Raw genomic sequence first — 20,216 nt, 5'->3', positions numbered from 1 at the left:
CGGCACCGGGTGGCGGCGGCGCCGGCGTTCCGCCGCGGCGGCAGGGTCGCGGGCGGCCTCGCGCCGGGCGCGGCGTGCCTCGGGCTCGTTCGCGGCGGCCGCCTCCTCGATCGCGCCCCAGACCTCCTTCAGCGCCTCGTAGGAACGCCAGGGCACCCGCCAGACCCGGATCTCCGGCGCCCAGGCGGCGAACGGGATGGTGCGCAGGGTGTCCACCACCGTGCGGGAATAGGGTGTGCGGACCACCAGCGCCTCGGGGGCGGCCTCGAGGTAGCGGCTCTCCAGCGGTTCGAACGCGTAGGCGTCCCGGCCCTTGTCGTCGCCGTAGGCATCGAGGGCCGAGATCTCCCGGGCGATCCAGGCATCGGCCCGCTGCTCGGCGGTGGTGCCGGGCACGAACCAGCGCCGCAGCTTGCGCCGCCAGCGGGCGGTCGGGAAGCTCTCCTTGAAGCGGGCGAGGAGCGCGCGGTCGAACGGCATCGCCACCAGCACGCCGGGACGCTTGACCGTGCCCGGCGCCACCGCGAAGCCCGCCCCGCGGGCGACCTCGCCCTCGGGGCCGCCCTCCTCGTCCCGCCCGCCCTCGGACATGAGCGACCTCAGATCGTCGGCGCGCGGCCGCCGTAGTAATCGTCGAGGCGCCCGCCATAGGACGGGTCGGCGAACGGGTCCTCGTCCGGGCCGTGGCGCGGCGCCTCGGCCAGGGTACCGGGATCGATGTCGATGACGTAGCCGCCCAGGCGCACGTCGTAGGTCAGGGCCTTCCAGGGCACCGGGTGGTGGTGCTCGCCGAAGCCCAGGAAGCCGCCGAACGACAGGACCGCGTAGGCGACCTGGCCCGTCACCTTGTCGACCATGAAGTTGTAGACGCTGCCGAGATGCTCGCCCTTGCGGTCGTAGACCGCCGTGCCCTCGACCTTGTTCGAGGCGATCAGCCGGCGGGTCTCGTCGAGGGCGAGGCCGTCGCCGGACGGGTCGAGCTCCATCGTGCCGGGCTCGCGCAGGGCGCGCTCGTTCGGAAGATCGGTCGGCATGGCGGGCTCCGTGACGCAGGCGGGAACTATCCTTTGGGGAACCGTCCGGTCCGGGGAGGGTTCCGCGCTCAGCGGGATCGCTCGCCGTCCTCCTGTCGCTCGGCCACCTCGGTGCGCACCGTGCGGCTCGCCAGCATCATCTCGACCGCGAAGGCGGTGAGCGAGGCCAGGGTGCAGACGATGGCGGCCCCGAACAGGCTGAACAGCAGGCTCGCCACCGCGGCGTCCCGCAACGTGCCGAGAAACAGGGTCAGCACCGCGCCGCAGATCGCCACCCCGCCGAGGGCAGCGACCACCACCGCCACGTCGAGGGCGAGGCTGCGCCGGCGCAGGTCGCGCAACCGCGCCTGGTCGCCGGGCCGCTCGGCGACGCGGTCGGACAGCTTCTCGACCTGGTCGGCGATGCGGGCGTGCCGGGTCGAGAAGACGTTGAGCAGCGTCGCGATGCCCGACAGCAGGAAGACCGGCGTCAGGGCGACCTGGATGATGTGGGCGGTCGAATCGACCTGGGACGGATCGGCGGAGGGAATCATGCAGGTCCGGGGAAGGGGCTGCGGCCGGCCTGGATCGCACGGCGAGGGGAACGGGTGAAGCCTTCGAGCGCAAGCGATCGGGGAGCGTCCGGTTCCGACATGTCGCGGCGGCACGACGACAGTCCGGAAGACCCGCGGCGGGATGCGATTTGTCCGATATCTTACCGAATTGCCCCAGGCACTACAATTTTTCGAGATATATTGTTTTGCCACAGGGACATACCTTGACGCCGGACTGGCAGAACCATAGTTCCGCCCGCAGTGATTGCATCACTCGTTGCGGACAACGACAGTCCACAATCTCGGCGGCGGCGGAGGTCTGGGTGCGGGAACGAGGGACGGGACGGGACGGGCCCCCGCCGGGAGCGCTGGCGGCGGCCTGCGCGGCGCCGGACGCGGTGGCGACCTGGCAGTGGGACATCGGCGCCGACATCCTGTGCGGCGACGCCCGCATGGCGGCCCTCTACGGGGTCGATCCCGCCCACCTGCGCGGCGGCGCGCCGGTCCCGCTCCTCCTCGACCGCATCCACCCCGACGACCGCGGAACGGTGGTGACCCGCATTCGCCGGGCGGCGGAGGAGGGCGGGTCCTACGTCGTGCCCTATCGCCTGCTCGCGCCCGGGGGGCAGATCCGCTGGGTCCTGTCGTGCGGCCGCTGCGCCCACGACGCGGCGGGCCGGCCGACGGAGGGGCGGGGCGTTCTGATCGACCTCACCGGCGCCGAGACGCATCCCCTGGAGCGCGCCGCCGAGCACGGCCTCGCCGTCCGCCGCGCGGTCGACGACTGGCACGATCCGTTCCTGCGCCGCCTCGCCGACATGCTGCTGATGGAGATCGGCCGCCACCTCGCGGCGGGCGGCGCGGAGCAGTCCCCGGAGAACCGCTGGACGAACTGACGCGTGCCCGCGCTCGGACGAGCCGTGCCGGCGCCGCGGAAGCGGCGACCGGCCGGCGCGGGGCGCCCTCAGCCCGCCGTGACGGAGAGATGCGCCCCGTGGGTCAGGCTCGGGTCGAGGTCGCCGGCCGTCGGCCCCCGGAACACGGCGGCTACCGGGCCCTCGCCCCGGCGTGCCAGCGCCTCGGCCAGGGCGCCGTCCGTCCCGGCCGGGCTCGCGAGGGTCACGGTGGTGCGCGGGCCGAGCGGCAGGGTCGCGGCGCGGGCCGGGCTTCCCAGGATCTCGGCCTCGACCACCGGCGCGTCGGCACCGGCGCCGAGCAGCGCGGCGTATCGGGCACGGGACGCCTCGACGTCGCGCACCGCCACGGTGACGGAAGCGACCCCGGTGATCCCGTTGTCGTGCCGGCGCACGTCGCCCTCCTGCACGCGCAAGGACCGGGGCGTGACGTCGCCGCACAGGAACGGCACGTCGGAGCCGGGGGCGCGGGCGGTCTTCCAGTCGAGCCGGGCGCCGTCCGGCCGGAAGCGGCCGCCGGCCACGGGATCGGCGATGTCGAGCCCCCGGGCCTGCGCGGCCTTCACGTCGGCGTCGATGTCGCCCGGCAGGAGCGCGTGGTCGAGGAAGCCCTCGCCGGCGCGGTGGTAGACGTCGGACCAGCGGTTGCCCGGCTCGGGCTTCTTGAACGCGATCAGCTCCAGGTAGGCGCCGTCCTCCAGCACCACCAGCACGTTGTGGGTGACGCCGTTCTGGTGCTCGCCGCCGCGGATCACCGTGAAGCCGAGACGGGAGTAGTCCGCGAAGGCCGCGTCGAGGTCGGCGACCGCGATCACCAGGTGGTCGAGGGTGAGGGACATGAGGTTTCCTCTTCGGGCAGCCGGCATTCAGACGACCGGCATTTCGGGCCGGCCGGGGATCCAGGCGCGGCCGGGCACCGCGTCCAGGAGGGCGCGGGTATAGGCGGCCTGCGGGGCCGAGAAGACCTCCGCGGTCGGGCCGGCCTCGACGACCTGCCCGTCCTTCATCACGGCGATCCGGTCGCAGATCTGGCCGGCCACCCGCAAATCGTGGGTGATGAACAGCATCGACAGGCCGAGACGGTCGCGCAGGCGATCGAGCAGCGCCAGCACCTGGGCCTGGACCGACACGTCGAGGGCCGAGACCGGCTCGTCGGCGACCAGGAGCTCGGGTTCGAGCGCCAGCGCCCGGGCGAGCCCGATCCGCTGGCGCTGCCCGCCGGAGAACTCGTGCGGCAGGCGGTCCATCGCCGCGGGATCGAGCCCGACGAGCCCGAACAGCTCGCGGGCCTTCGCCATGGCATCGGCGCGGGAGACGCCGTGCAGCATCGGCCCCTGCGCCACCAGCTCGCCGGCCCGGCGGCGCGGGTTGAGCGAGGCGAAGGGGTCCTGGAAGACCATCTGCACCCGCCGGGCCTCGGCCCGCATCGCCCGGCGCGAGAGCGAGGCGAGATCGGTGTCGCCGAGCCGGATCGTGCCGGTCTCGGGATCGAGCAGGCGCACGATGCAGCGGGCGAGCGTCGACTTGCCGGAGCCCGATTCGCCGACGATGCCGAGCGTCGTGCCCCGGGGCAGCGACAGGCTCACGTCCCGCACGGCGTGGGTGACCCGGGCGCGGCCCGGCAACAGACCTGCGAGAAGGCCGCCGCCCTTGCGGTAGGTCTTCGAGACGCCCGCGACCGTCAGGATCGGTGCGGCCTCGGTGCCGGGGCGCGGGGCGCGGGGCAGGAGCGGCGGCACCGCGCCGATCAGCGCCCGGGTGTAGGGCGCCTGCGGCCGGTCGAGCACGGCCTCGGCCGGGCCCTCCTCGACGAGGCGTCCGGCCTGCATCACCGCGACCCGGTCGGCGATCTCCGCCACCACCCCGAAATCGTGGGTGATGAACAGGACGCCCATGCCGCGCCGCGCCTGGATCTCGCGGATCAGCGCCAGGATGCGCCCTTGCGTCGTCACGTCGAGGGCGGTGGTCGGCTCGTCGGCGATGAGGAGGGCCGGCTCGAGCGCCAGCGCCATGGCGATCATCACCCGCTGGCGCTGGCCGCCCGAGAGCTCGTGCGGGTAGGCCCGGAGCGCCGCGGCGGGATCGGGCATCCGCACCTCGTCGAGGAGCGCCAGGGTCTTGTCCCGGATCGCCCGGGCCCCGAGCTTCGTGTGGATGCGGAAGGTCTCGGCGATCTGGTCGCCGGCCCGGCGCAGCGGGTTCAGGGCCGTCATCGGCTCCTGGAAGATCATGCCGATCTTCGCGCCCCGCAGCCGCCGCATCTCGGCCTCCGAGGCGCCGACGAGGTCGCGGCCCCGGAACAGCACCGCGCCGCCGTCGGGCCGCACGCCGGGCGGCAGCAGCCGCATCACCGTGTTGGCGAGCACCGACTTGCCCGAGCCCGATTCGCCGACGACGCACAGGATCTCGTTGGCGGCGAGGGTCAGCGAGACGTCGCTGAGCGCGTGGCTGCGGTCGGCCCCCGGCGGCAGGCGGACCGAGAGGTGCTCGATCGCGAGGAGATCGCTCATGCCGCGGCCCCCGATGCAGCCTTCACCGGCGCGGGGCCGCGCAGGCGCGGGTTGAGGGCGTCGTTGAGGCCCTGGCCGACCAGCGAGACGGCGAGCACCGTCACCAGGATGGCGACGCCCGGAATCGCCGAGACGTACCATTGCGTGCGCAGCACGCCGCGCCCGGCGCCGATCAGGTTGCCCCAGGAGGCGACGTTGGGGTCCGAGAGGTTGAGGAAGGCAAGCGCGCTCTCGAGCAGGATCGCCACCGCCATCACCACGCTGGCATAGACGATCACCGGCGGCAGGGCGTTGGGCAGGATCTCACGGGCGATGATCCGGGCGTCGCCCATGCCGAGCACCCGGCAGGCCTGGACGAACTCGCGGTTGCGCAGGGTCAGGAACTCCGCCCGGGTGAGCCGGGCCGGGGCCGGCCAGGAGACGAGGCCGATCGCCACCGTGACGGTGGTGATGTCCGAGCCGAACACCGCGACGAGCACGAGGAGCAGCAGGAAGTTCGGCAGGGTCTGGAACGCCTCTGTGATCCGCATCAGGACGTCGTCGACGATCCCGCCGTAGAAGCCCGCCACCGCGCCGACCGCGATGCCGATCGCGATGGCGATCACGGTCGCGACGAGGCCGATCAGCAGCGAGACCCGGGCGCCGTGGAAGACCTGGGCGGCGATGTCGCGCCCGCTCGCGTCGGTGCCGAGCCAGACCTTCGGGTTGGCGAAGGGCCATTGCAGCGGCCGGCCGGCCAGGCCGAGCGGGTCCTTGGGAAACAGCAGGGGCGCGGTCAGCGCCACCGCGATGACGAGGAGGAGGAGCGCCGCGCCCAGGAGGGCCGCCGGGTTGCGCGCGTAGCGCCGGAGAGCCGCCATCGCGTCAGCGCCCCGCCGCGATGCGCGGATCGAGCCGGCCGTAGATCAGATCGACCAAGAAGTTCACCGTGATGACGAGGAGCGCCGACACGAACACGATGCCCAGCAGGGTGTTGAGGTCGCGCTGCACCACCGATTCGTAGGCGAGCCGCCCGAGGCCGGGGAGCGCGAACACGCTCTCGACCACCACCGAGCCGCCCAGCATCGTGCCGGCCTGAAGGCCCACCAGGGTCACCATGGGCAGGAGCGCGTTGCGCAGGGCGTGGCGCACGATGACCCCGGTCTCGCCCAGCCCCTTGGCGCGGGCGGTGCGGACGTAGTCGAGGCTCATCACCTCCAGCATCGAGGCGCGCATGATCCGCAGGTAGGTGGCGAGGAAGACGAGCGCGAGCGTCAGGGTCGGCAGCACGAGGTGGCGGGCGACGTCGAGGACGTGGGCGAGCCCGGTATAGCCGGCGCCGACCTCCTCGAACCCGCCGGCCGGCAGCCAGCCGAGATGGATCGCGAACAGCACGATCCCCATCAGGCCGAACCAGAACGAGGGCGTGGCGTAGAACATCAGCCCCAGCGTCGAGATCAGGGTGTCTGGCCATTGCCCGATCCGCCTCGCCGCCAGCACGCCGAGGAACGTGCCGCCGAGGAACGCGAGGGTCAGGGAGGCGCCCATCAGCAGGAGCGTCACCGGCAGCCGCTCGGCGATCACGGTGGCGACCGGCTTGCCGTAGATCGCCGACTGGCCGAGGTCGAGCTGCACCAGCCGCCACAGGTAGCGGCCGAGCTGGGCCGCCGCCGGCAGGTCGAGGCCGTAATAGCGGCGCAGCTCGTCCGCGGTCGCCGGGTCGCCGCCGCCCATCTGGGCCATCAGGGCATCCACGGTGTCGCCGGGGGCGAGCTGAAGCAGCAGGAAGAGCCCCGCCAGGATGACGAAGAGCGTCGGCAGGCTGGCGGCGAGGCGGCGCAGCGCCAGGAGGAGGATGGTCATCGGCTGGCCTGGGTCGGGGCGGCGTGCCTCGCGAACGGGGTCGTCACGCCTCGATCCACGCGTCGTGCCAGTCCGCCGAGCCCCAGCGCGGGGTGTTGTGGTCGCCGTGCACGCGCCTGCTCGTCGCCGACAGGAAGGTGCGCTCGGTCATCATCCAGACCGGGAGCGCGTCGTTCACCGCACCCACCCACTGCGCGTAGAGCGCCTTGCGCTTGCCCGGATCGAGCTCGCTCGCCGCCTCGTCGGTGAGGCGGTCGACGAGGTCGGATTGCCAGCCGTACTGGTTGGTCCAGGGCGCGCCCTTCGGCGAGCCGGAGCGGTACCACACCGTCGTCGAGACCGCCGGATCGCCCCGGTACTGGTGCCAGCCGGTGGCGAGGTCGAAGTTCCAGTCGCGGTAGACGGTCGAGAGGGCGCCGGCGGTGTCGAGGTTGACGATCTCGACCTTGATCCCGACCGCCTGGAGCGATTGCTGGATGAAGGTGGCGAGAAGCGGCACGTCCTCGCCGTTCATGATCGGCACGAGCTTCAACGAGAAGCGGGTGCCGCCCGCCCCGCGCTTGAAGCCCGCCTCGTCGAGGAGCGCCGCCGACTTCTTGGGGTCGAACGGGTAGGGGACCGGGGTGTCGGGATAGAACGCCGTCGAGGAGGACGGGATCGGCCCGGTCGCCGGCTTGCCGAGCCCGTAGATGAAGTTCTCGATGAAGAACGGCACGTCGATCGCGTGCGCGATCGCCCGGCGCACCCTGACATCCGCCAGTTCCTTGCGGCGGGTGTTGAACTCGAGGGTGTTGTTGAAGGCGTTGGCCTCCAGCCCCTTGCTCGACACGGTGAATCGCTTGTCCGACTTCAGCCGGTCGAGGTCGGCGAGCGCCAGCGCGTTGTAGGTCGAGAGCTGGACCTGACCGGTCTCGAGCGCGGCCGAGGCCGCCGCCTTGTCGGTGATGAAGCGCCAGACGATCCGGTCGAGGTAGGGGAAGCCCTCGCGCCAGTAGGTCGGGTTGCGCTCTGCGATGACGTGCTGACCGCGCTCGTAGGAGACGAACTTGAACGGCCCGGTGCCGATCGGCGCGGTGTTGGCCGGATTCTCGAGCACGTTGGTGCCCTCGAAGACGTGCCGGGGCGCGACGTAGCCGAGGTCGCAGAGCGCCCGCAGCAGGAGGTCGAGCGGCATCGGCCGGGCATAGCGGAAGACGGCCGTGTGCGGATCGGGCGTGTCGACGGCCTCCAGGTAGAGCTGAAGCTGGGTGCCGTAGTTCAGGTACTTCTTCCACATCTCCATCGCGGTGTACTGGACGTCCGCGGAGGTGAAGGGCTTGCCGTCGTGCCAGGTCACGCCCTGGCGCAACGTGAAGGTCACGGTCTTGCCGTCGGGGGCGGCCTCCCAGGCGGTGGCGAGCACGCCGGCCGGCTTGCCGTCCTGGTCGAGATCGACCAGCGGCTCGACGATCTTCGAGGTGATGACGTAGACGCCGGTCGAGGCGCGGATCGCCGGGTTGAGCACCCGCTGCTCGCCGTTGAGCTGCACCGTCAGCACGCCGCCGCGCCGGGGAGCGGTCCCCTGGGGCGACGTCCCCTGCGCCAGCGCCCGCGTCAGGGCCGCCGGGCTCCAGGCCGCGGTGCCGAGCGCGAGGAGGCCGGCCCGCTTGAGGGCGTCGCGGCGGTCGATGATCATGCGTGGTCCTCGTCGTCGTTCGGGCGCCATCCTTGCTGCAACGCAGCGTCGGCGCAATGGACGAAGCGTGGCAATTTCCGGCGCATCCGGAGCGAATTCGTCTTCCGGCGGCGCGATCCGGAGAATTCGTGTCGTCACTTGGCCGCGGTCGGGGTTTCGGCAAGGGTTTCGGCAAGAGGTCGGTATCGGCGGGAGGTTCGCCGCGAGGGCGTGCGGCGCCCCCGGCCGCCGGGCCGGCATCGGGTCGCAGGCGGGCGCCGGGGTGAAACATCGGGCACCACCTGGCGTTCTGGGCTCGATCCCCTTCAACCCCGCCGAGAGGAACCTCCGATGCCGCTTTCGACCCGCGCGCCCCTGGCTGCCGCCGCCCTCGTCCTCATGACGGGCGGCGCCTTCGCCGCCAACGACCTGCCGCCGCCCAAGACCGACGCGATGCCCCCGGTCGAGGTGACGATCACCGCCGAGAACGGCGCGCCGTCCTGCGCGCCGGCCGAGCTGCGCTTGCCGGCCCAGAGCAACGTCGATCTCCACGTCGTCAACCAGTCGAACCTTCAGGTCTCGCTCACCGCGCCGCAGATCTTCCAGAACAAGAACGTGCTGCACCACGACGGCGACGTCGTCCACGTCGCGAGCAACGACGCCTACCTGGTCAAGGCCAACGGCAAGGGCGAGATCCGCCTGCGCACCATCGCGGCCGGCGAGTACACCTACGGCTGCACCGCCACCTCGAAGCAGGACAAGCCGTTCACCGGCAAGCTGACGCTGATCGACCCGGCGAAGTAGGCGACGGTCCGCGACCGCGGACCGGACCGACGCCCGCATCGTCCCGGGAGCCGCGACAAAGGCTCCGGGACGACGACACGGCCGGGTCCCGGCCGTGTCCCCACGAACACCCCCACGGTATTCCTGTGCATGCGACAGCCCGCACCGGACCCGCTCACGCCTCCGGGCGTTTCCCGCTGCGAACGAGGAGCGGGGCCAGATGGCGAAGCGCAAGGTGGGACGGCGCGCACAGGCGGGAACCGAGGAGAGCGTGGCGCCGCTGGTGCCGCCCGGCGCCCTCGCGGTGGCGCTGCTGGGCCTGCGCGACCGGGGCCGTCCGCTCGTCCACGTCGCCCGCGACACGAGGCGGCTGGAGGAGATCGCCGCCCTGCTGCGGGCGCTGGCGCCGGGGATCGGCGTCGCGGTCTATCCGGAATGGGACTGCCTGCCCTTCGACCGCGCCTCGCCGTCGCGCGGCACGATGGGGGCGCGGGCCGGGGTTCTGCGCTGGCTCACCGACACGGACAACCTGCCCGACATCCTGCTCACCACCGCCCCGGCGCTGATCCAGCGGGTGCCGCCGCCCGGCACCTGGGCCGGGGCCCGGGTCGAGCTGACGGCCGGCGATCCCCTCGATCCCGGGCGGCTGACCGCGGAGTTGCAGCGCCTCGGCTACATCCTCGACGACCGGGTCGACGAGCCCGGCGAGGTCGCGGTGCGGGGCCGCACCGTCGACGTGTTTCCGGCCGCCGCGCCCCGGCCCTGCCGCATCGAGCATGCCGGCGGCAAGGTGACGGCGATCCGCAGCTACGATCCGGTGTCGCAGCGCTCCCTCGACGAGGTCGGAACCCTGGTGGTCGATCCGGCGACCGAGATCGTGCTAGCCCCCGACGCGCCGGTGCGCCTCAAGCCGTTCAGCGGCCAGGAGCACCAGCTGCCGACCCTCTACGGCCGGCTCGCCACCGTGCTCGACTACGTGCCCGAGGCCCGCCTCGTGGTCGAGGCCGGGGCGGAGGCGCGCGCCGACGCCTTCTTCGAGCAGATCGCCGAGGGGCAGGGCGGCGCGACGAGCGCCCGCGGCAAGGCGGCGCCGCTCTATCTGAGCCCCGCGGAGTGGCGGGAGACCCGGGCCGCCCGCGAGGTCGCGGTGGCGACCAAGGAGGAGGCCGACGCGGTCGCGGTGCCGGTCTTCCTGCGCGAGCGCCGGCCGGGCTCGGCCTTCTCGGCCTATCTGCGCGAGCGCCTGAAGGCCGGCGAGCGGGTGGTGCTGGCCGGGGACGCGGCGGCGCTCAAGCGGCTGTCGCGCCAGGCGGCCCGGGCGGCGGAGCGCGGCGTTCGACCGGTCTGCGAGTGGTCGCAGGCGGTGGCCGCCCAGCCCGGCGAGATCGTGGCGCTCGCCGCCCCCCTCGATGCCGGGTTCCGGGTGCCGGAGATGGCCGCGACGGTGATCGCGGCCCCCGACGTCCATGGCGGGTCCTCGGCCAAGCCGCTCGCCGGCCAGCCGGTGATCCTGCCGATGGGCGAGGTCGATCTGCGGGTCGGCGACGTCGCGGTCGACCGCGACCACGGCCTGTGCGTGTTCGAGGGGCTGGAGCGCATCGCCACCGGCGACGGCGGCGCCACCGAGGCCCTGCGCCTGCGCTTCGCCCACGACGCGATCCTGATGGTGCCGGTGGCCCAGGCCGACCGGATCTGGCGCTACGGCTCGGAGGAGGAGGCGGTTGCCCTCGATACGCTCGAGGGCGGCACCTGGGCGAGGCGCCGGCTGACCACGGAGGCCGGCCTCGCCCGGGCCGCCCGCGCCATGCTGGAGGCGGCCGGGATCCGCGCGAAGGCGAAGGCCCCGGCCCTGACGCCGCCCGAGCGCGAGATGGAGCGCTTCGGCGCCGGCTTCGGCTTCCCGCTCACCCCGGACCAGGCGAAGGCCGTCGACGGGGCGCTCGCCGACCTCGCCTCCGAGCGGCCGATGGACCGGCTGGTCTGCGGCGATGTCGGCTTCGGCAAGACCGAGGTGGCGCTGCGCGCCGCCGCCGCCGCGCTGCTGGCCGGCAAGCAGGTGGTGGTGGTCGCGCCCACCACCGTGCTGGTGCGCCAGCACCTGCGCACCTTTGCGCGGCGCTTCGCCCGGTTCGGGATCGAGGTGGCGCAGCTCTCGCGCCTCGTTCCGCCGGCCGAGGCGAAGAAGGTCCGCCAGGGTCTCGCCGACGGGTCGATCCGCCTCGTGATCGGCACCCAGGCGCTCGCCGGGCGCGGCGTGTCCTTCGCCGATCTCGGCCTCGTGGTGATCGACGAGGAGCAGCGCTTCGGCGCCGCCCTCAAGGAGCGCCTGCGCGGCATGGCGGGCGATGCCCACGTGCTGACGCTGACCGCGACGCCGATCCCCCGCACCCTGCAATCGGCGCTGGTCGGCCTGAAGTCGCTCAGCGTCATCGCGACGCCCCCGGCGGTGCGCCAGCCGATCCGCACGATCCTGACCCCGCTCCACGACGACACCGTCCGGGCGGCGCTGATGCGCGAGAAGGGACGGGGCGGCCAGAGCTTCGTCGTCTGCCCGCGCATCGAGGAGATCGGCCCCATGGCCGAGCGGCTCAAGGCGCTGGTGCCGGAACTCGCCACGGTCGTCGCCCACGGCGAGATGAAGCCGGCCGAGCTCGACGAGATCATGGTGCGCTTCGCCGACGGGGAGGGCGACGTTCTCCTCGCCACCTCGATCATCGAGAGCGGCCTCGACGTGCCGCGGGCCAACACCATGCTGGTCCACGACGCCGAGCGCTTCGGCCTCGCCCAGCTGCACCAGCTGCGCGGCCGGGTCGGACGCGGCCAGCGCCGGGGCGTCACCTACCTGTTGACCCGGCCCGACCGAGAGCTGCCCGCGGCCGCCGAGAAGCGCCTGCGGACGCTCGAGGCCCTCGACCGGCTCGGTGCGGGCTTCGCCATCAGCGCCCGCGACCTCGACCTGCGCGGCGCCGGCGACCTCGTCGGCGAGAATCAGGCCGGCCACGCCAAGCTGATCGGGCTCGGCCTCTACCAGCACCTGCTGCACCTGGCGCTGCGCGCCGCCAAGGGCGAGCCGGCGGAGGACTGGGCGCCCGAGATCCATCTCGGCCTCGCGGGCGACGTGCCCGAGGATTACGTGCCCGAGCCGGAGGTGCGCCTCGGCCTCTACACCCGGCTCCTGCGCCTCGGTGTGCCCGAGGAGGTCGAGGCCCTGCGCGGCGAGGTCGAGGACCGGTTCGGGCCGCCGCCCGCCGGCGTGCGGGCGCTGTTCGCGCTGGCGCACCTGCGCGTCGCCTGCCTGCGGCTCGGCATCGCCCGGCTCACCGGCGGGCCGCAGGGGCTGGCGGTCGATTTCCGGCCCGGCTGCGCGCCGGCGGCGATATCGCTTACCGAGGCGATGACCGCCCGCGAGGGCCGGCTGATCCTGCGCCGCCCCTGCGACGATCCCGACCGGCGCGCCGAGCAGGCGGCGGAATTCCTGCACCAGATCCAGGAGGCCCGCGACCACCAGGGCTGAGGATGATACGTTCGGCCTCGGGGTTTCATCCCGAGGCCGGAACGATTGCAAACGGCCAAGGTTGACTCCCCGAACCCCGGGACCGAGGAGCCGCGCCGATGGACAGACAGCACGACATCTCCTCGTCGACCCTGCCTTCGTCCGAGCTGCCGGAGGGCCTGGCGAACGAGAGCGTGGCGGAAACCTGCGAGCGCGTGCCGGGACAGGCCGAGGACGTCGTGCTCGCGCCGCTCGCCGATTTCCCGCATATCGACCTGCGCACCCCCGGCGAGCCGTGGGAGACCCGCCGCGCCGCCGGCAAGTGCCTGCGCGCGAAGGTCCCGCACGACAGCCACGGCGCTGGCCCGCTGCCGGAGGACCGCCCCGATCCGGTGCGGCTGATCGAGGAGGCGCAAGCCGGACGACAGGCCCACCTGATTCCCCTGCGGGTCGCCCGCATGGCGAGCTCGCCCTTCGCGTTCCTGCGCGGGGCCGCCACCGTGATGGCCTGGGACCTCGCCCGGACCCCGACGAGCGGCATCGACGTGGTGATGAACGGCGACGCCCACATCTCGAATTTCGGCCTGTTCGGCACGCCGCAGCGCGACATCGTGCTCGACCTCAACGACTTCGACGAGGTCACGATCGGCCCCTGGGAATGGGACCTGAAGCGGCTCTGCGCCAGCATCGAGGTCGCCGCCCGCGACCTCGACGTGCCGGTGCAGGAGCGGCGCCAGGCGGTGATCGCGGCGGCCTACGGCTACCAGCACACCATGACCGACCTCGCCCCGCAGGGCTCCCTCGACGTCTGGCATCGGGCCGCCAAGGCGGAGGAACTCGATTTCAGCGGCATCGCGATCGACCAGGAATCGCGCGAGGTGGTGCACCGGGCGGTCGAGAAGGCGCGCAAGCGCCACAACAAGAGCCTGCTCGGCCAGCTCGGCGAGCGCCGGGTCGATGGCGGCTGGCGCTTCCGCGACGAGCCGCCGATCCTGACCTGGGTCGACGACGACACCCGCGAGGCGGTGACCGCCGGGCTCGAGCGCTACGCCGAGACCCTGCCGCCGGAGCGCCGGTTCATGCTGAACCGCTACCACGTCGTCGACGTCGCCCACCGGGTGGTCGGCGTCGGCAGCGTCGGCACCCGAGCCTACGTCGCGCTGCTGTGCGGCAACTCGGACCAGGACGTGCTCTTCCTCCAGGTGAAGGAGGCGGTGCGTCCCGCCCACGCGCCCTACGTCGCCGGGATGCCCGAGCCCTATGCCTCGCACGAGGGCGAGCGGGTGATCTACGGCCAGCGCCTGCTCCAGGCGGTCGGGGACCCGCTCCTGGGCTGGACCACGATCGACGACCGTCCGTTCTACGTCCGCCAGATGAAGAACATGAAGGGCGAGATCCCGATCAGCTGCATGCGCGGGCAGCCGCTCGTCTACTTCTCCTGGGCCTACGGTGCCCTGCTCGCCCGGGCGCATGCCCGCACCGGCGACGCCGCCGCCATCGCCGGCTATTGCGGCCGCGACCGCCACGACGACCTCCGCGAGGCCCTGGCCGACTGGGCGCTGGCCTACGGCGATCGGAACGCCGAGGACCACCGGCTCTTCCTCGACGCCATCGCGTCGGGGCGGCTGGAGGCGGCGGAGGATCCGCAGCTTTGAGTTGAGGATTGCTGACCGTGTGACTTTGAGGGTCCCTTCGGTTCCGATGCGAACTTGACGCGAGTGAAAGATTTCCTCTTTCTCTGGACCTCAACTTGAGATGTTCAGTGGGGAACGCGGCCTGGGCATCGGCGTCGAGGTAGCCCGGGACGTGGATCGGGCCGGGGGCGAGTTCGACTGGGGTACGATCCCTGTCTCGGCGCGGCGCCGTCCGGGGTCCACGCGGCCGCTACCCCCGCGGCATCGGCCGCCAGTCCGGCGGCGCCATCTCGAAGCCCTCGAACCGGAAGCCCGGCGCCACGGTGCAGCTCACCAGGGTCCAGGCGCCGAGGCTGGTGGCGGTCTGCCAGTGGCCGGCCGGCACGACGATCTGCGGCCGGTGGCCCCGGGCGAGGTCGGGGCCGAGGTGGCGCGCCTCGGCGTCGTGGCCGTTGGGGCTCGTGGTGATCACCATCGGCGCCCCGGCATGCCAGAGCCAGACCTCCGCGGCGTCGACCCGGTGCCATTCCGAGGTCTCGCCGATGTCGAGGAGGTAGTAGATCGCGGTCGAGGCCGGGCGGCCGTCGATCTCGCGCGGGTCCCGGAAGGTCTCGCGGTAATGCCCGCCCTCCGGATGGGGCTTGAGGTCGAGGAGGCGCACGACCTCCGATGCCGTCAGGTTTTGCATCGTCGTCAGAACCGGTTCTTCCACTCGCGAAGCGCCGTGAACACCGCCGCCGGGTCGGCGCCGGGCTCCATGCCGACCGCGCGGGCGAGCGCCGGCTCGGCGGCGCGCAGGAACGCGTTGGTGGCCTTCTCCTCGCCGAGCGTCGTCGGCACCAGGAAGCGGCCTTCCGCCTTGGCCTTCTCCGCAAGCGCCGCCCGGTCCTTCAGGTTGCGGTTCTCCGGCTCGGCCGCGAGCCCGAAGCGGGCGTTCGACAGGACGTAGTCGTGGCCGGAATAGATCACGGTCTCGTCGGGCAGCGACAGGAAGCGCGACAGCGAGCGCCACAGCACCTGGGGCGGGCCTTCCAGCACCCGGCCGCAGCCGAGGGTGAACAGGGTGTCGCCCGCGAACGCGATCCCCGCCTCCTCGAACCAGTAGGTGACGTGGTCGTCGCAATGCCCGGGCGTCTCCCAGACGGCGGCCGCGAGCGAGCCCACCGTCACCACGTCGCCCTCCCGCACCGTGGCGTCGACCTGCGGCACGGCGCTGCCGGCTTTGGCCGGGGCCGTCACCCGGGCCTTGGTCCGCGCCTTGACCTCCGGGATGCCCTCGACGTGGTCGCCGTGCCGGTGGGTGACCAGGATGTCGGTCAGCGTCCAGCCGGTCTCGTCGAGGGCGCGCAGCACGGCGGCGGCCTCCGGCACGTCGATCGCCGCGCAGGCGCCGGTGGCGGGATCGCGCATCAGCACGCCGATATTGTCGCTCCGGCACGGGAAGGTGCGGATCTGGGGTCGGGTCTCGGGCATGGCGGCGGTTCCCATGGCGACGGCTTCGCGGCGTCTCTCGAAGCGGGAGATAGGGCGCGGGACGCCGCGGGGTGAGCCGGTTCCGGCGAATAGCGGGGAGCGTGAGGGCGGCCGGCGGGTTGACGCCTTGCCGCGGCCTGGGCCACTCCCCATTCATGGCCCCGACGGCGCCCCCCGCCGCACGTCGCGAGAACCGATGAGCCTCGACGTCACCGAACTGCGCGCCTTCTATGCCAGCCCCCTCGGGGAGGTGGCGCAGCGTCTCGTTGGCCGCACGGTCCACCGCATGCTCGGCTCGGTCTCGGGCCTGCGGGTGATGGGCCTCGGCTACGCGGTGCCGTATCTCGGCCCGGTGCGCCACGCCGCCGAGCGCACGCTCGCCTTCATGCCGGCGACGCAGGGGGTGACGAACTGGCCGGTCGCCGGCCGCTCGGCCTCGTGCCTCGTCGACCCGACCATGATGCCGCTGCCCGATTCCGCCGTCGACCGGATGCTCCTGATCCACGCCGTCGAGGCGGTGGAGAGCCCGGCCGAGCTGATGCAGGAGGTCTGGCGTGTCCTCACGCCCGGCGGCCGGCTGATCATGGCGGTGCCCAACCGCCGCGGCCTGTGGGCGCGCCGCGACGCCACGCCCTTCGGCCACGGCCAGCCCTACAGCCGCTCGCAGCTCGGCCGGCTGATGCGCGAGACCCTGTTCTCCCCCGAGGACTGGGCCGAGACCCTCTACGTTCCCCCGGTGGAGGGCTGGCTGACGCTGCGCACCGCCAGCGCCTGGGAGCGGCTCGGCACCGGCCTGTCGCTGCCCTTCGCAGGCCTGCACGTCGTCGAGGCCTGCAAGCAGCTCCACCGCCCGGTGGCGGTCCAGGCCCGCAAGACCGCACGGCTCGGCGCCCGGGTCCTGGTGCCGGTGCCCGCCCCCGTGCCGGGAGGCGCCTGACCGATGCCGTTCCCGGGCGCGGATGCCGCGCTGCAGAGCTTCCTCCTCGCCTTCTCGGCCCTGTTCTCGATCGTCAACCCGCCCGGCGCCGCGCTGATCTTCGCGCAGGTGACGGCCGGGCGCAGCCACGCCGACCGCACCTGGCTGTCGCGCCGCATCGGCGTCTACGCCGCCGCCGTGATGCTGGTCTCGCTCTGGGCCGGGGCCTCGGTGCTGAGCTTCTTCGGCATCTCGCTCTCGGCGCTGCGCATCGCCGGCGGCCTCGTGGTGGCGGCCCAGGCCTGGACCCTCCTCGCCGCGCCCGAGCAGCGCGAGGCGCGCAAGACCGCCCAGGCCGAGCCGGTCCAGGGCAGCGAGGCGCATCCCGAGCCCGCCGCTTTGGCCGAGGTGGCGTTCTTCCCCCTGACGCTGCCCTTCACCACCGGGCCCGGCACCATCGCGGTGGCGATCGCGCTCGGCGCCGGCCGGCCCGATGGCGGTGTCGACCGGATCGCCTATCTCGCCGGAGCGTCCGCCGCCTCCCTGGTCATCGCCCTGATGGTGCTGCTCGCCTACGCCTCCGCCGACCGGCTGGTGGAACGGCTCGGCCACGCCCGGGCCCGGGTGCTCGGGCGGCTCGCCGCCTTCCTGCTGCTGTGCGTCGGCACCCAGATCACGCTGACCGGCGTCACCGACGTCCTAGGGCCGCTCATCGCGAACGCCAGGCCAGGGTCCGTCCCGTAAGGGCCATCTGGGCGTCGACGGCGCGCACGATCCGGGCCTTGGCGGAGTAATGGATCATGTGGCCCTGGCCCGGAAGCAAGGTCAGGGTGCTGCCCGCGACCTCGGCGTGCAGCCGGCACGACTGCTCGCCCGCCTCGACGATCGCGTCGGCATCCCCCGACAGGATCGCGACCGGCAGGCGCAGGGACGCGTAGCGCGGCTGCAGCAGGGCGACCGCGCCGTTCATGCCGGCGGTGTCCTCGGCGCTCGCCCGCGCCTGCGTCGCCGAGAGGGAGAGCGCGACGGGAAAGCGCGCGGTGAAGCGATCCGGCACGGGTTGCGGCCTGAAGACGTGGCGGAAGACCTGGGGCGCCAGCGCCCGACCGACCGCCCCCGGCACCAGGGCGCGGGCGGCGTCGCCGAGGCCCGGCACCGCCAAGGGCGCGATCATCGCCACGTCGGCCCGCCGGCCCGGATAGTAGTAGCCGGAGAGCAGCACCAGCCCGCGCAGGTCGAGGCCTTCTGTAATAGCGAGCGCCAGCGCCACGATGGTGCCCCAGGAATGGCCGACCACCACCGGCCGCTCGGCCTTGAGCGCCGCGAGCGTATGCGCGATCAGCCGCGCCTGCGCGGCCGCGCTCCAGACCCAGTGCCGCGGCCGCTCGGTATGGCCGAAGCCCGGCCGGTCGATCGCGATGACCCGGTAGGACTTGGCCAGCTGCTCCACCAGCCCGCAGATGACGAAGTCCTCCGCCATCGTGCCGTTGCCGTGGATCAGCACCACCGGCCGGCCCCGGCCCTTGACGATGCAGTGCACCCGCACCCCGTCGACCTCGACGATGCGCCCCGGCGGCTTGTGCGTCGGCTCGTCGGGCTTCATGGCCTCCGAGCCCCGCCGCATCAGGGCGCCGGTCTGGCGCGCGGCGGCGGCGTTCGCCTTGGCGGTGGCGCGCAGGATCCGCACGGCGCCGCTGGCGGCACGGCAAGAGGCACGCCCGGGAACGAACCGAAAGGCCATGGGATCTCCGGCGCGATGCTGCAATGCGGGAGAAGATGGGGCATCCGCCGTCCCGCGCATATCCCTTCCGCCGCGCGATATTCCCCGGGCGCCTTGGCAGCACCGGCCCGCCCCTGTACGAGGCCCCGGAAGGGGCGGCCGGGAGCCGCCGGCATCAGGAGCGTGACCCATGCGTCTCGTCGTCGTCGGCGCCTCCGGGCGGATGGGCCGGATGCTGATCCAGGCCGTCGCCGAGGCCGAGGGCTGCACGCTCTCGGGCGCGATCGAGCGCGAGGGCTCGCCGGCGCTCGGTCAGGATGCGGGCGCGCTCGCCGGCCTGCCGCCGCTCGGCGTGCCGGTCACCGACGACCCGCTGCCCGCCTTCGCCGAGGCCGACGGCGTTCTCGATTTCACCGCGCCGGCCGCGACCGTGTTCTACGCCGAGCTCGCCGCCCAGGCCCGCATCGTCCACGTCGTCGGCACCACCGGCCTTTCGCCGAATGATTTCGCCAAGCTCAAGGCGGCGTCGTTCCACGCCCGCATCGTGCAGTCGGGCAACATGTCGCTCGGGGTCAACCTGCTGGCGGGCCTCGTGCGCAAGGTCGCGGCGACGCTCGGCGACGAGTACGACATCGAGATCCTGGAGATGCACCACCGCCACAAGGTGGACGCGCCCTCCGGCACGGCGCTGCTCCTCGGCGAGGCGGCGGCGCAGGGCCGCAACGTCGCGCTCGCCGACCGCAAGGTCGCGGTGCGCGACGGCCATACCGGCGCCCGCGAGCCCGGCACGATCGGCTTTGCCACCCTGCGCGGCGGCAGCGTGGTCGGCGAGCACAGCGTGATCTTCGCCGGGGCCGGCGAGCGCATCGAGCTCACCCACCTGGCGAGCGACCGCGGGCTGTTCGCCGCCGGCGCCGTCAAGGCCGCCCTGTGGGCCCAGTCCCGCGAGCCCGGCTTCTACGGCATGGACGACGTGCTGGGCCTCTGACCCCTTTTTCTCGAAACGGAGCGAATCGCATCATGGAGCGTCTTCTCGTCCTCGCGCGCCACGGCCAGAGCGAGTGGAACCTGAAGAACCTGTTCACCGGCTGGAAGGACCCCGGGCTCACCGAGCTCGGCGTCGAGGAGGCGCGGGCGGCCGGTCGGCGGCTGAAGGCGAAGGGCGTGCAGTTCGACGTCGCCTTCACCTCGGACCTCGGCCGGGCCCAGCGCACCTGCGCGCTGATCCTGGAGGAGCTCGGCCAGTCCGGCCTGACAACCCATTCCGACGCCGCCCTCAACGAGCGCGACTACGGCGACCTGTCGGGCCTCAACAAGGACGACGCCCGCGCCAAGTGGGGCGAGGAGCAGGTCCACGTGTGGCGCCGCTCCTACGACGTGCCTCCGCCCGGCGGCGAGAGCCTGAAGGACACCGTGGCCCGGGTACTGCCCTACACCATGCGGGAGATCCTGCCCCGGGTGATGCGCGGCGAGCGCGTGCTGGTCGCCGCCCACGGCAACTCGCTGCGCGCCCTGGTGATGGTGCTCGACGGGCTCACCACCGAGACGATCCCGGGCCTCGAGCTGCATACCGGCGTGCCGCTGGTCTACCGGCTCAAGGGCGACACCACCGTCGAGACTAAGGACGTCCTCGACCGCGACTGAGTCAGGGGAGGGCGCCCGGTCCCGGGCGCCCTCGTCCATCACTCCCTTACTTGCCCTCCCTTACCT

General features: G+C 73.0%; 18 protein-coding genes and 1 pseudogene. 8 read left to right on the top strand and 11 right to left on the bottom strand.

The genetic code is table 11. The features are described from left to right. The 3 genes and pseudogenes from HPY23_RS15685 to HPY23_RS15675 form a co-directional block, all read right to left on the bottom strand. Positions 1–591 (bottom strand): annotated as a pseudogene (locus HPY23_RS15685) (hypothetical protein); the annotation flags it as partial. An 8-nt stretch (positions 592–599) separates the two neighbouring features. Then, on the bottom strand, positions 600–1,034 hold the full coding sequence (locus HPY23_RS15680) for a PRC-barrel domain-containing protein (RefSeq protein WP_060848659.1): 435 nt from the start codon (positions 1,032–1,034) through the stop codon (positions 600–602). Positions 1,035–1,102: 68 nt separating this feature from the next. After that, positions 1,103–1,567: a DUF2721 domain-containing protein gene (locus HPY23_RS15675; protein WP_091884639.1), complete on the bottom strand. Its 465-nt coding sequence runs from the start codon at positions 1,565–1,567 to the stop codon at positions 1,103–1,105. 323 nt (positions 1,568–1,890) lie between these two features. Between HPY23_RS15675 and HPY23_RS15670 the strand changes: the two genes are divergently transcribed. Further along, positions 1,891–2,463, top strand: a complete 573-nt coding sequence (locus HPY23_RS15670; protein ID WP_139234918.1) for a PAS domain-containing protein — start codon at positions 1,891–1,893, stop codon at positions 2,461–2,463. A 68-nt stretch (positions 2,464–2,531) separates the two neighbouring features. On the opposite strand, the gene HPY23_RS15665 is transcribed toward HPY23_RS15670, so the two are convergent. From HPY23_RS15665 to HPY23_RS15645, 5 genes are read right to left on the bottom strand one after another with little or no spacing between them, the layout of a single operon-like run. Then, positions 2,532–3,320: a VOC family protein gene (locus HPY23_RS15665; protein WP_060848662.1), complete on the bottom strand. Its 789-nt coding sequence runs from the start codon at positions 3,318–3,320 to the stop codon at positions 2,532–2,534. A gap of 27 nt (positions 3,321–3,347) precedes the next feature. Further along, entirely contained in the window at positions 3,348–4,991 is a 1,644-nt protein-coding gene (locus HPY23_RS15660; protein ID WP_091884635.1) for an ABC transporter ATP-binding protein, read from the bottom strand. After that, a complete protein-coding gene (locus tag HPY23_RS15655) occupies positions 4,988–5,851 on the bottom strand; it encodes an ABC transporter permease (protein ID WP_060848664.1) in 864 nt (287 codons plus the stop codon). Before HPY23_RS15655 ends, HPY23_RS15660 begins: the two co-directional genes overlap by 4 nt. Before the next feature lie 4 nt (positions 5,852–5,855). After that, positions 5,856–6,833, bottom strand: a complete 978-nt coding sequence (locus HPY23_RS15650) for an ABC transporter permease (RefSeq protein WP_091884632.1) — start codon at positions 6,831–6,833, stop codon at positions 5,856–5,858. 43 nt (positions 6,834–6,876) lie between these two features. After that, on the bottom strand, positions 6,877–8,508 hold the full coding sequence (locus tag HPY23_RS15645) for an ABC transporter substrate-binding protein (protein ID WP_091884630.1): 1,632 nt from the start codon (positions 8,506–8,508) through the stop codon (positions 6,877–6,879). Between the two features lie 330 nt (positions 8,509–8,838). Between HPY23_RS15645 and HPY23_RS15640 the strand changes: the two genes are divergently transcribed. The 3 genes from HPY23_RS15640 (at position 8,839) to HPY23_RS15630 (ending at position 14,418) form a co-directional block, all read left to right on the top strand. Then, positions 8,839–9,291 (top strand): cupredoxin domain-containing protein, encoded by a 453-nt coding sequence (locus HPY23_RS15640; RefSeq protein WP_060848667.1) that lies wholly within the window; start codon positions 8,839–8,841, stop codon positions 9,289–9,291. 199 nt (positions 9,292–9,490) lie between these two features. After that, positions 9,491–12,784: a helicase-related protein gene (locus HPY23_RS15635; RefSeq protein WP_091884627.1), complete on the top strand. Its 3,294-nt coding sequence runs from the start codon at positions 9,491–9,493 to the stop codon at positions 12,782–12,784. A gap of 98 nt (positions 12,785–12,882) precedes the next feature. Beyond that, on the top strand, positions 12,883–14,418 hold the full coding sequence (locus tag HPY23_RS15630; protein ID WP_091884623.1) for a DUF2252 domain-containing protein: 1,536 nt from the start codon (positions 12,883–12,885) through the stop codon (positions 14,416–14,418). 229 nt (positions 14,419–14,647) lie between these two features. Here HPY23_RS15630 and HPY23_RS15625 read toward each other — a convergent pair whose 3' ends face one another. After that, complete coding sequence (locus HPY23_RS15625; protein ID WP_060848669.1) at positions 14,648–15,085, bottom strand: cupin domain-containing protein; 438 nt, start codon at positions 15,083–15,085, stop codon at positions 14,648–14,650. A gap of 5 nt (positions 15,086–15,090) precedes the next feature. Next, positions 15,091–15,870, bottom strand: coding sequence for a hydroxyacylglutathione hydrolase (gene gloB / locus HPY23_RS15620; protein WP_091884697.1), 780 nt, complete (start codon positions 15,868–15,870; stop codon positions 15,091–15,093). A gap of 196 nt (positions 15,871–16,066) precedes the next feature. Between gloB and HPY23_RS15615 the strand changes: the two genes are divergently transcribed. Both HPY23_RS15615 and HPY23_RS15610 read left to right on the top strand, forming a co-directional pair. Beyond that, positions 16,067–16,807, top strand: a complete 741-nt coding sequence (locus HPY23_RS15615) for a class I SAM-dependent methyltransferase (RefSeq protein ID WP_091884620.1) — start codon at positions 16,067–16,069, stop codon at positions 16,805–16,807. Positions 16,808–16,810: 3 nt separating this feature from the next. Further along, a complete protein-coding gene (locus HPY23_RS15610) occupies positions 16,811–17,530 on the top strand; it encodes a MarC family protein (RefSeq protein WP_060848671.1) in 720 nt (239 codons plus the stop codon). Here HPY23_RS15610 and HPY23_RS15605 read toward each other — a convergent pair. After that, entirely contained in the window at positions 17,496–18,527 is a 1,032-nt protein-coding gene (locus tag HPY23_RS15605) for an alpha/beta fold hydrolase (RefSeq protein ID WP_091884618.1), read from the bottom strand. The genes HPY23_RS15610 and HPY23_RS15605 overlap by 35 nt on opposite strands. Before the next feature lie 169 nt (positions 18,528–18,696). Here HPY23_RS15605 and dapB point away from each other — a divergent pair, with 169 nt between their 5' ends. Together dapB and HPY23_RS15595 are read left to right on the top strand one after the other, a co-directional pair. Beyond that, positions 18,697–19,494, top strand: coding sequence for a 4-hydroxy-tetrahydrodipicolinate reductase (dapB, locus tag HPY23_RS15600; RefSeq protein WP_091884615.1), 798 nt, complete (start codon positions 18,697–18,699; stop codon positions 19,492–19,494). Between the two features lie 32 nt (positions 19,495–19,526). Further along, positions 19,527–20,150, top strand: a complete 624-nt coding sequence (locus HPY23_RS15595; RefSeq protein WP_091884612.1) for a 2,3-bisphosphoglycerate-dependent phosphoglycerate mutase — start codon at positions 19,527–19,529, stop codon at positions 20,148–20,150. The last annotated feature ends 66 nt before the right edge of the window (positions 20,151–20,216 follow it).

This window comes from Methylobacterium ajmalii (assembly GCF_016613415.1).
GTDB classification, from domain to species: Bacteria; Pseudomonadota; Alphaproteobacteria; order Rhizobiales; family Beijerinckiaceae; genus Methylobacterium; species Methylobacterium ajmalii.
This window is presented reverse-complemented; position numbering and strand designations above follow the sequence as displayed.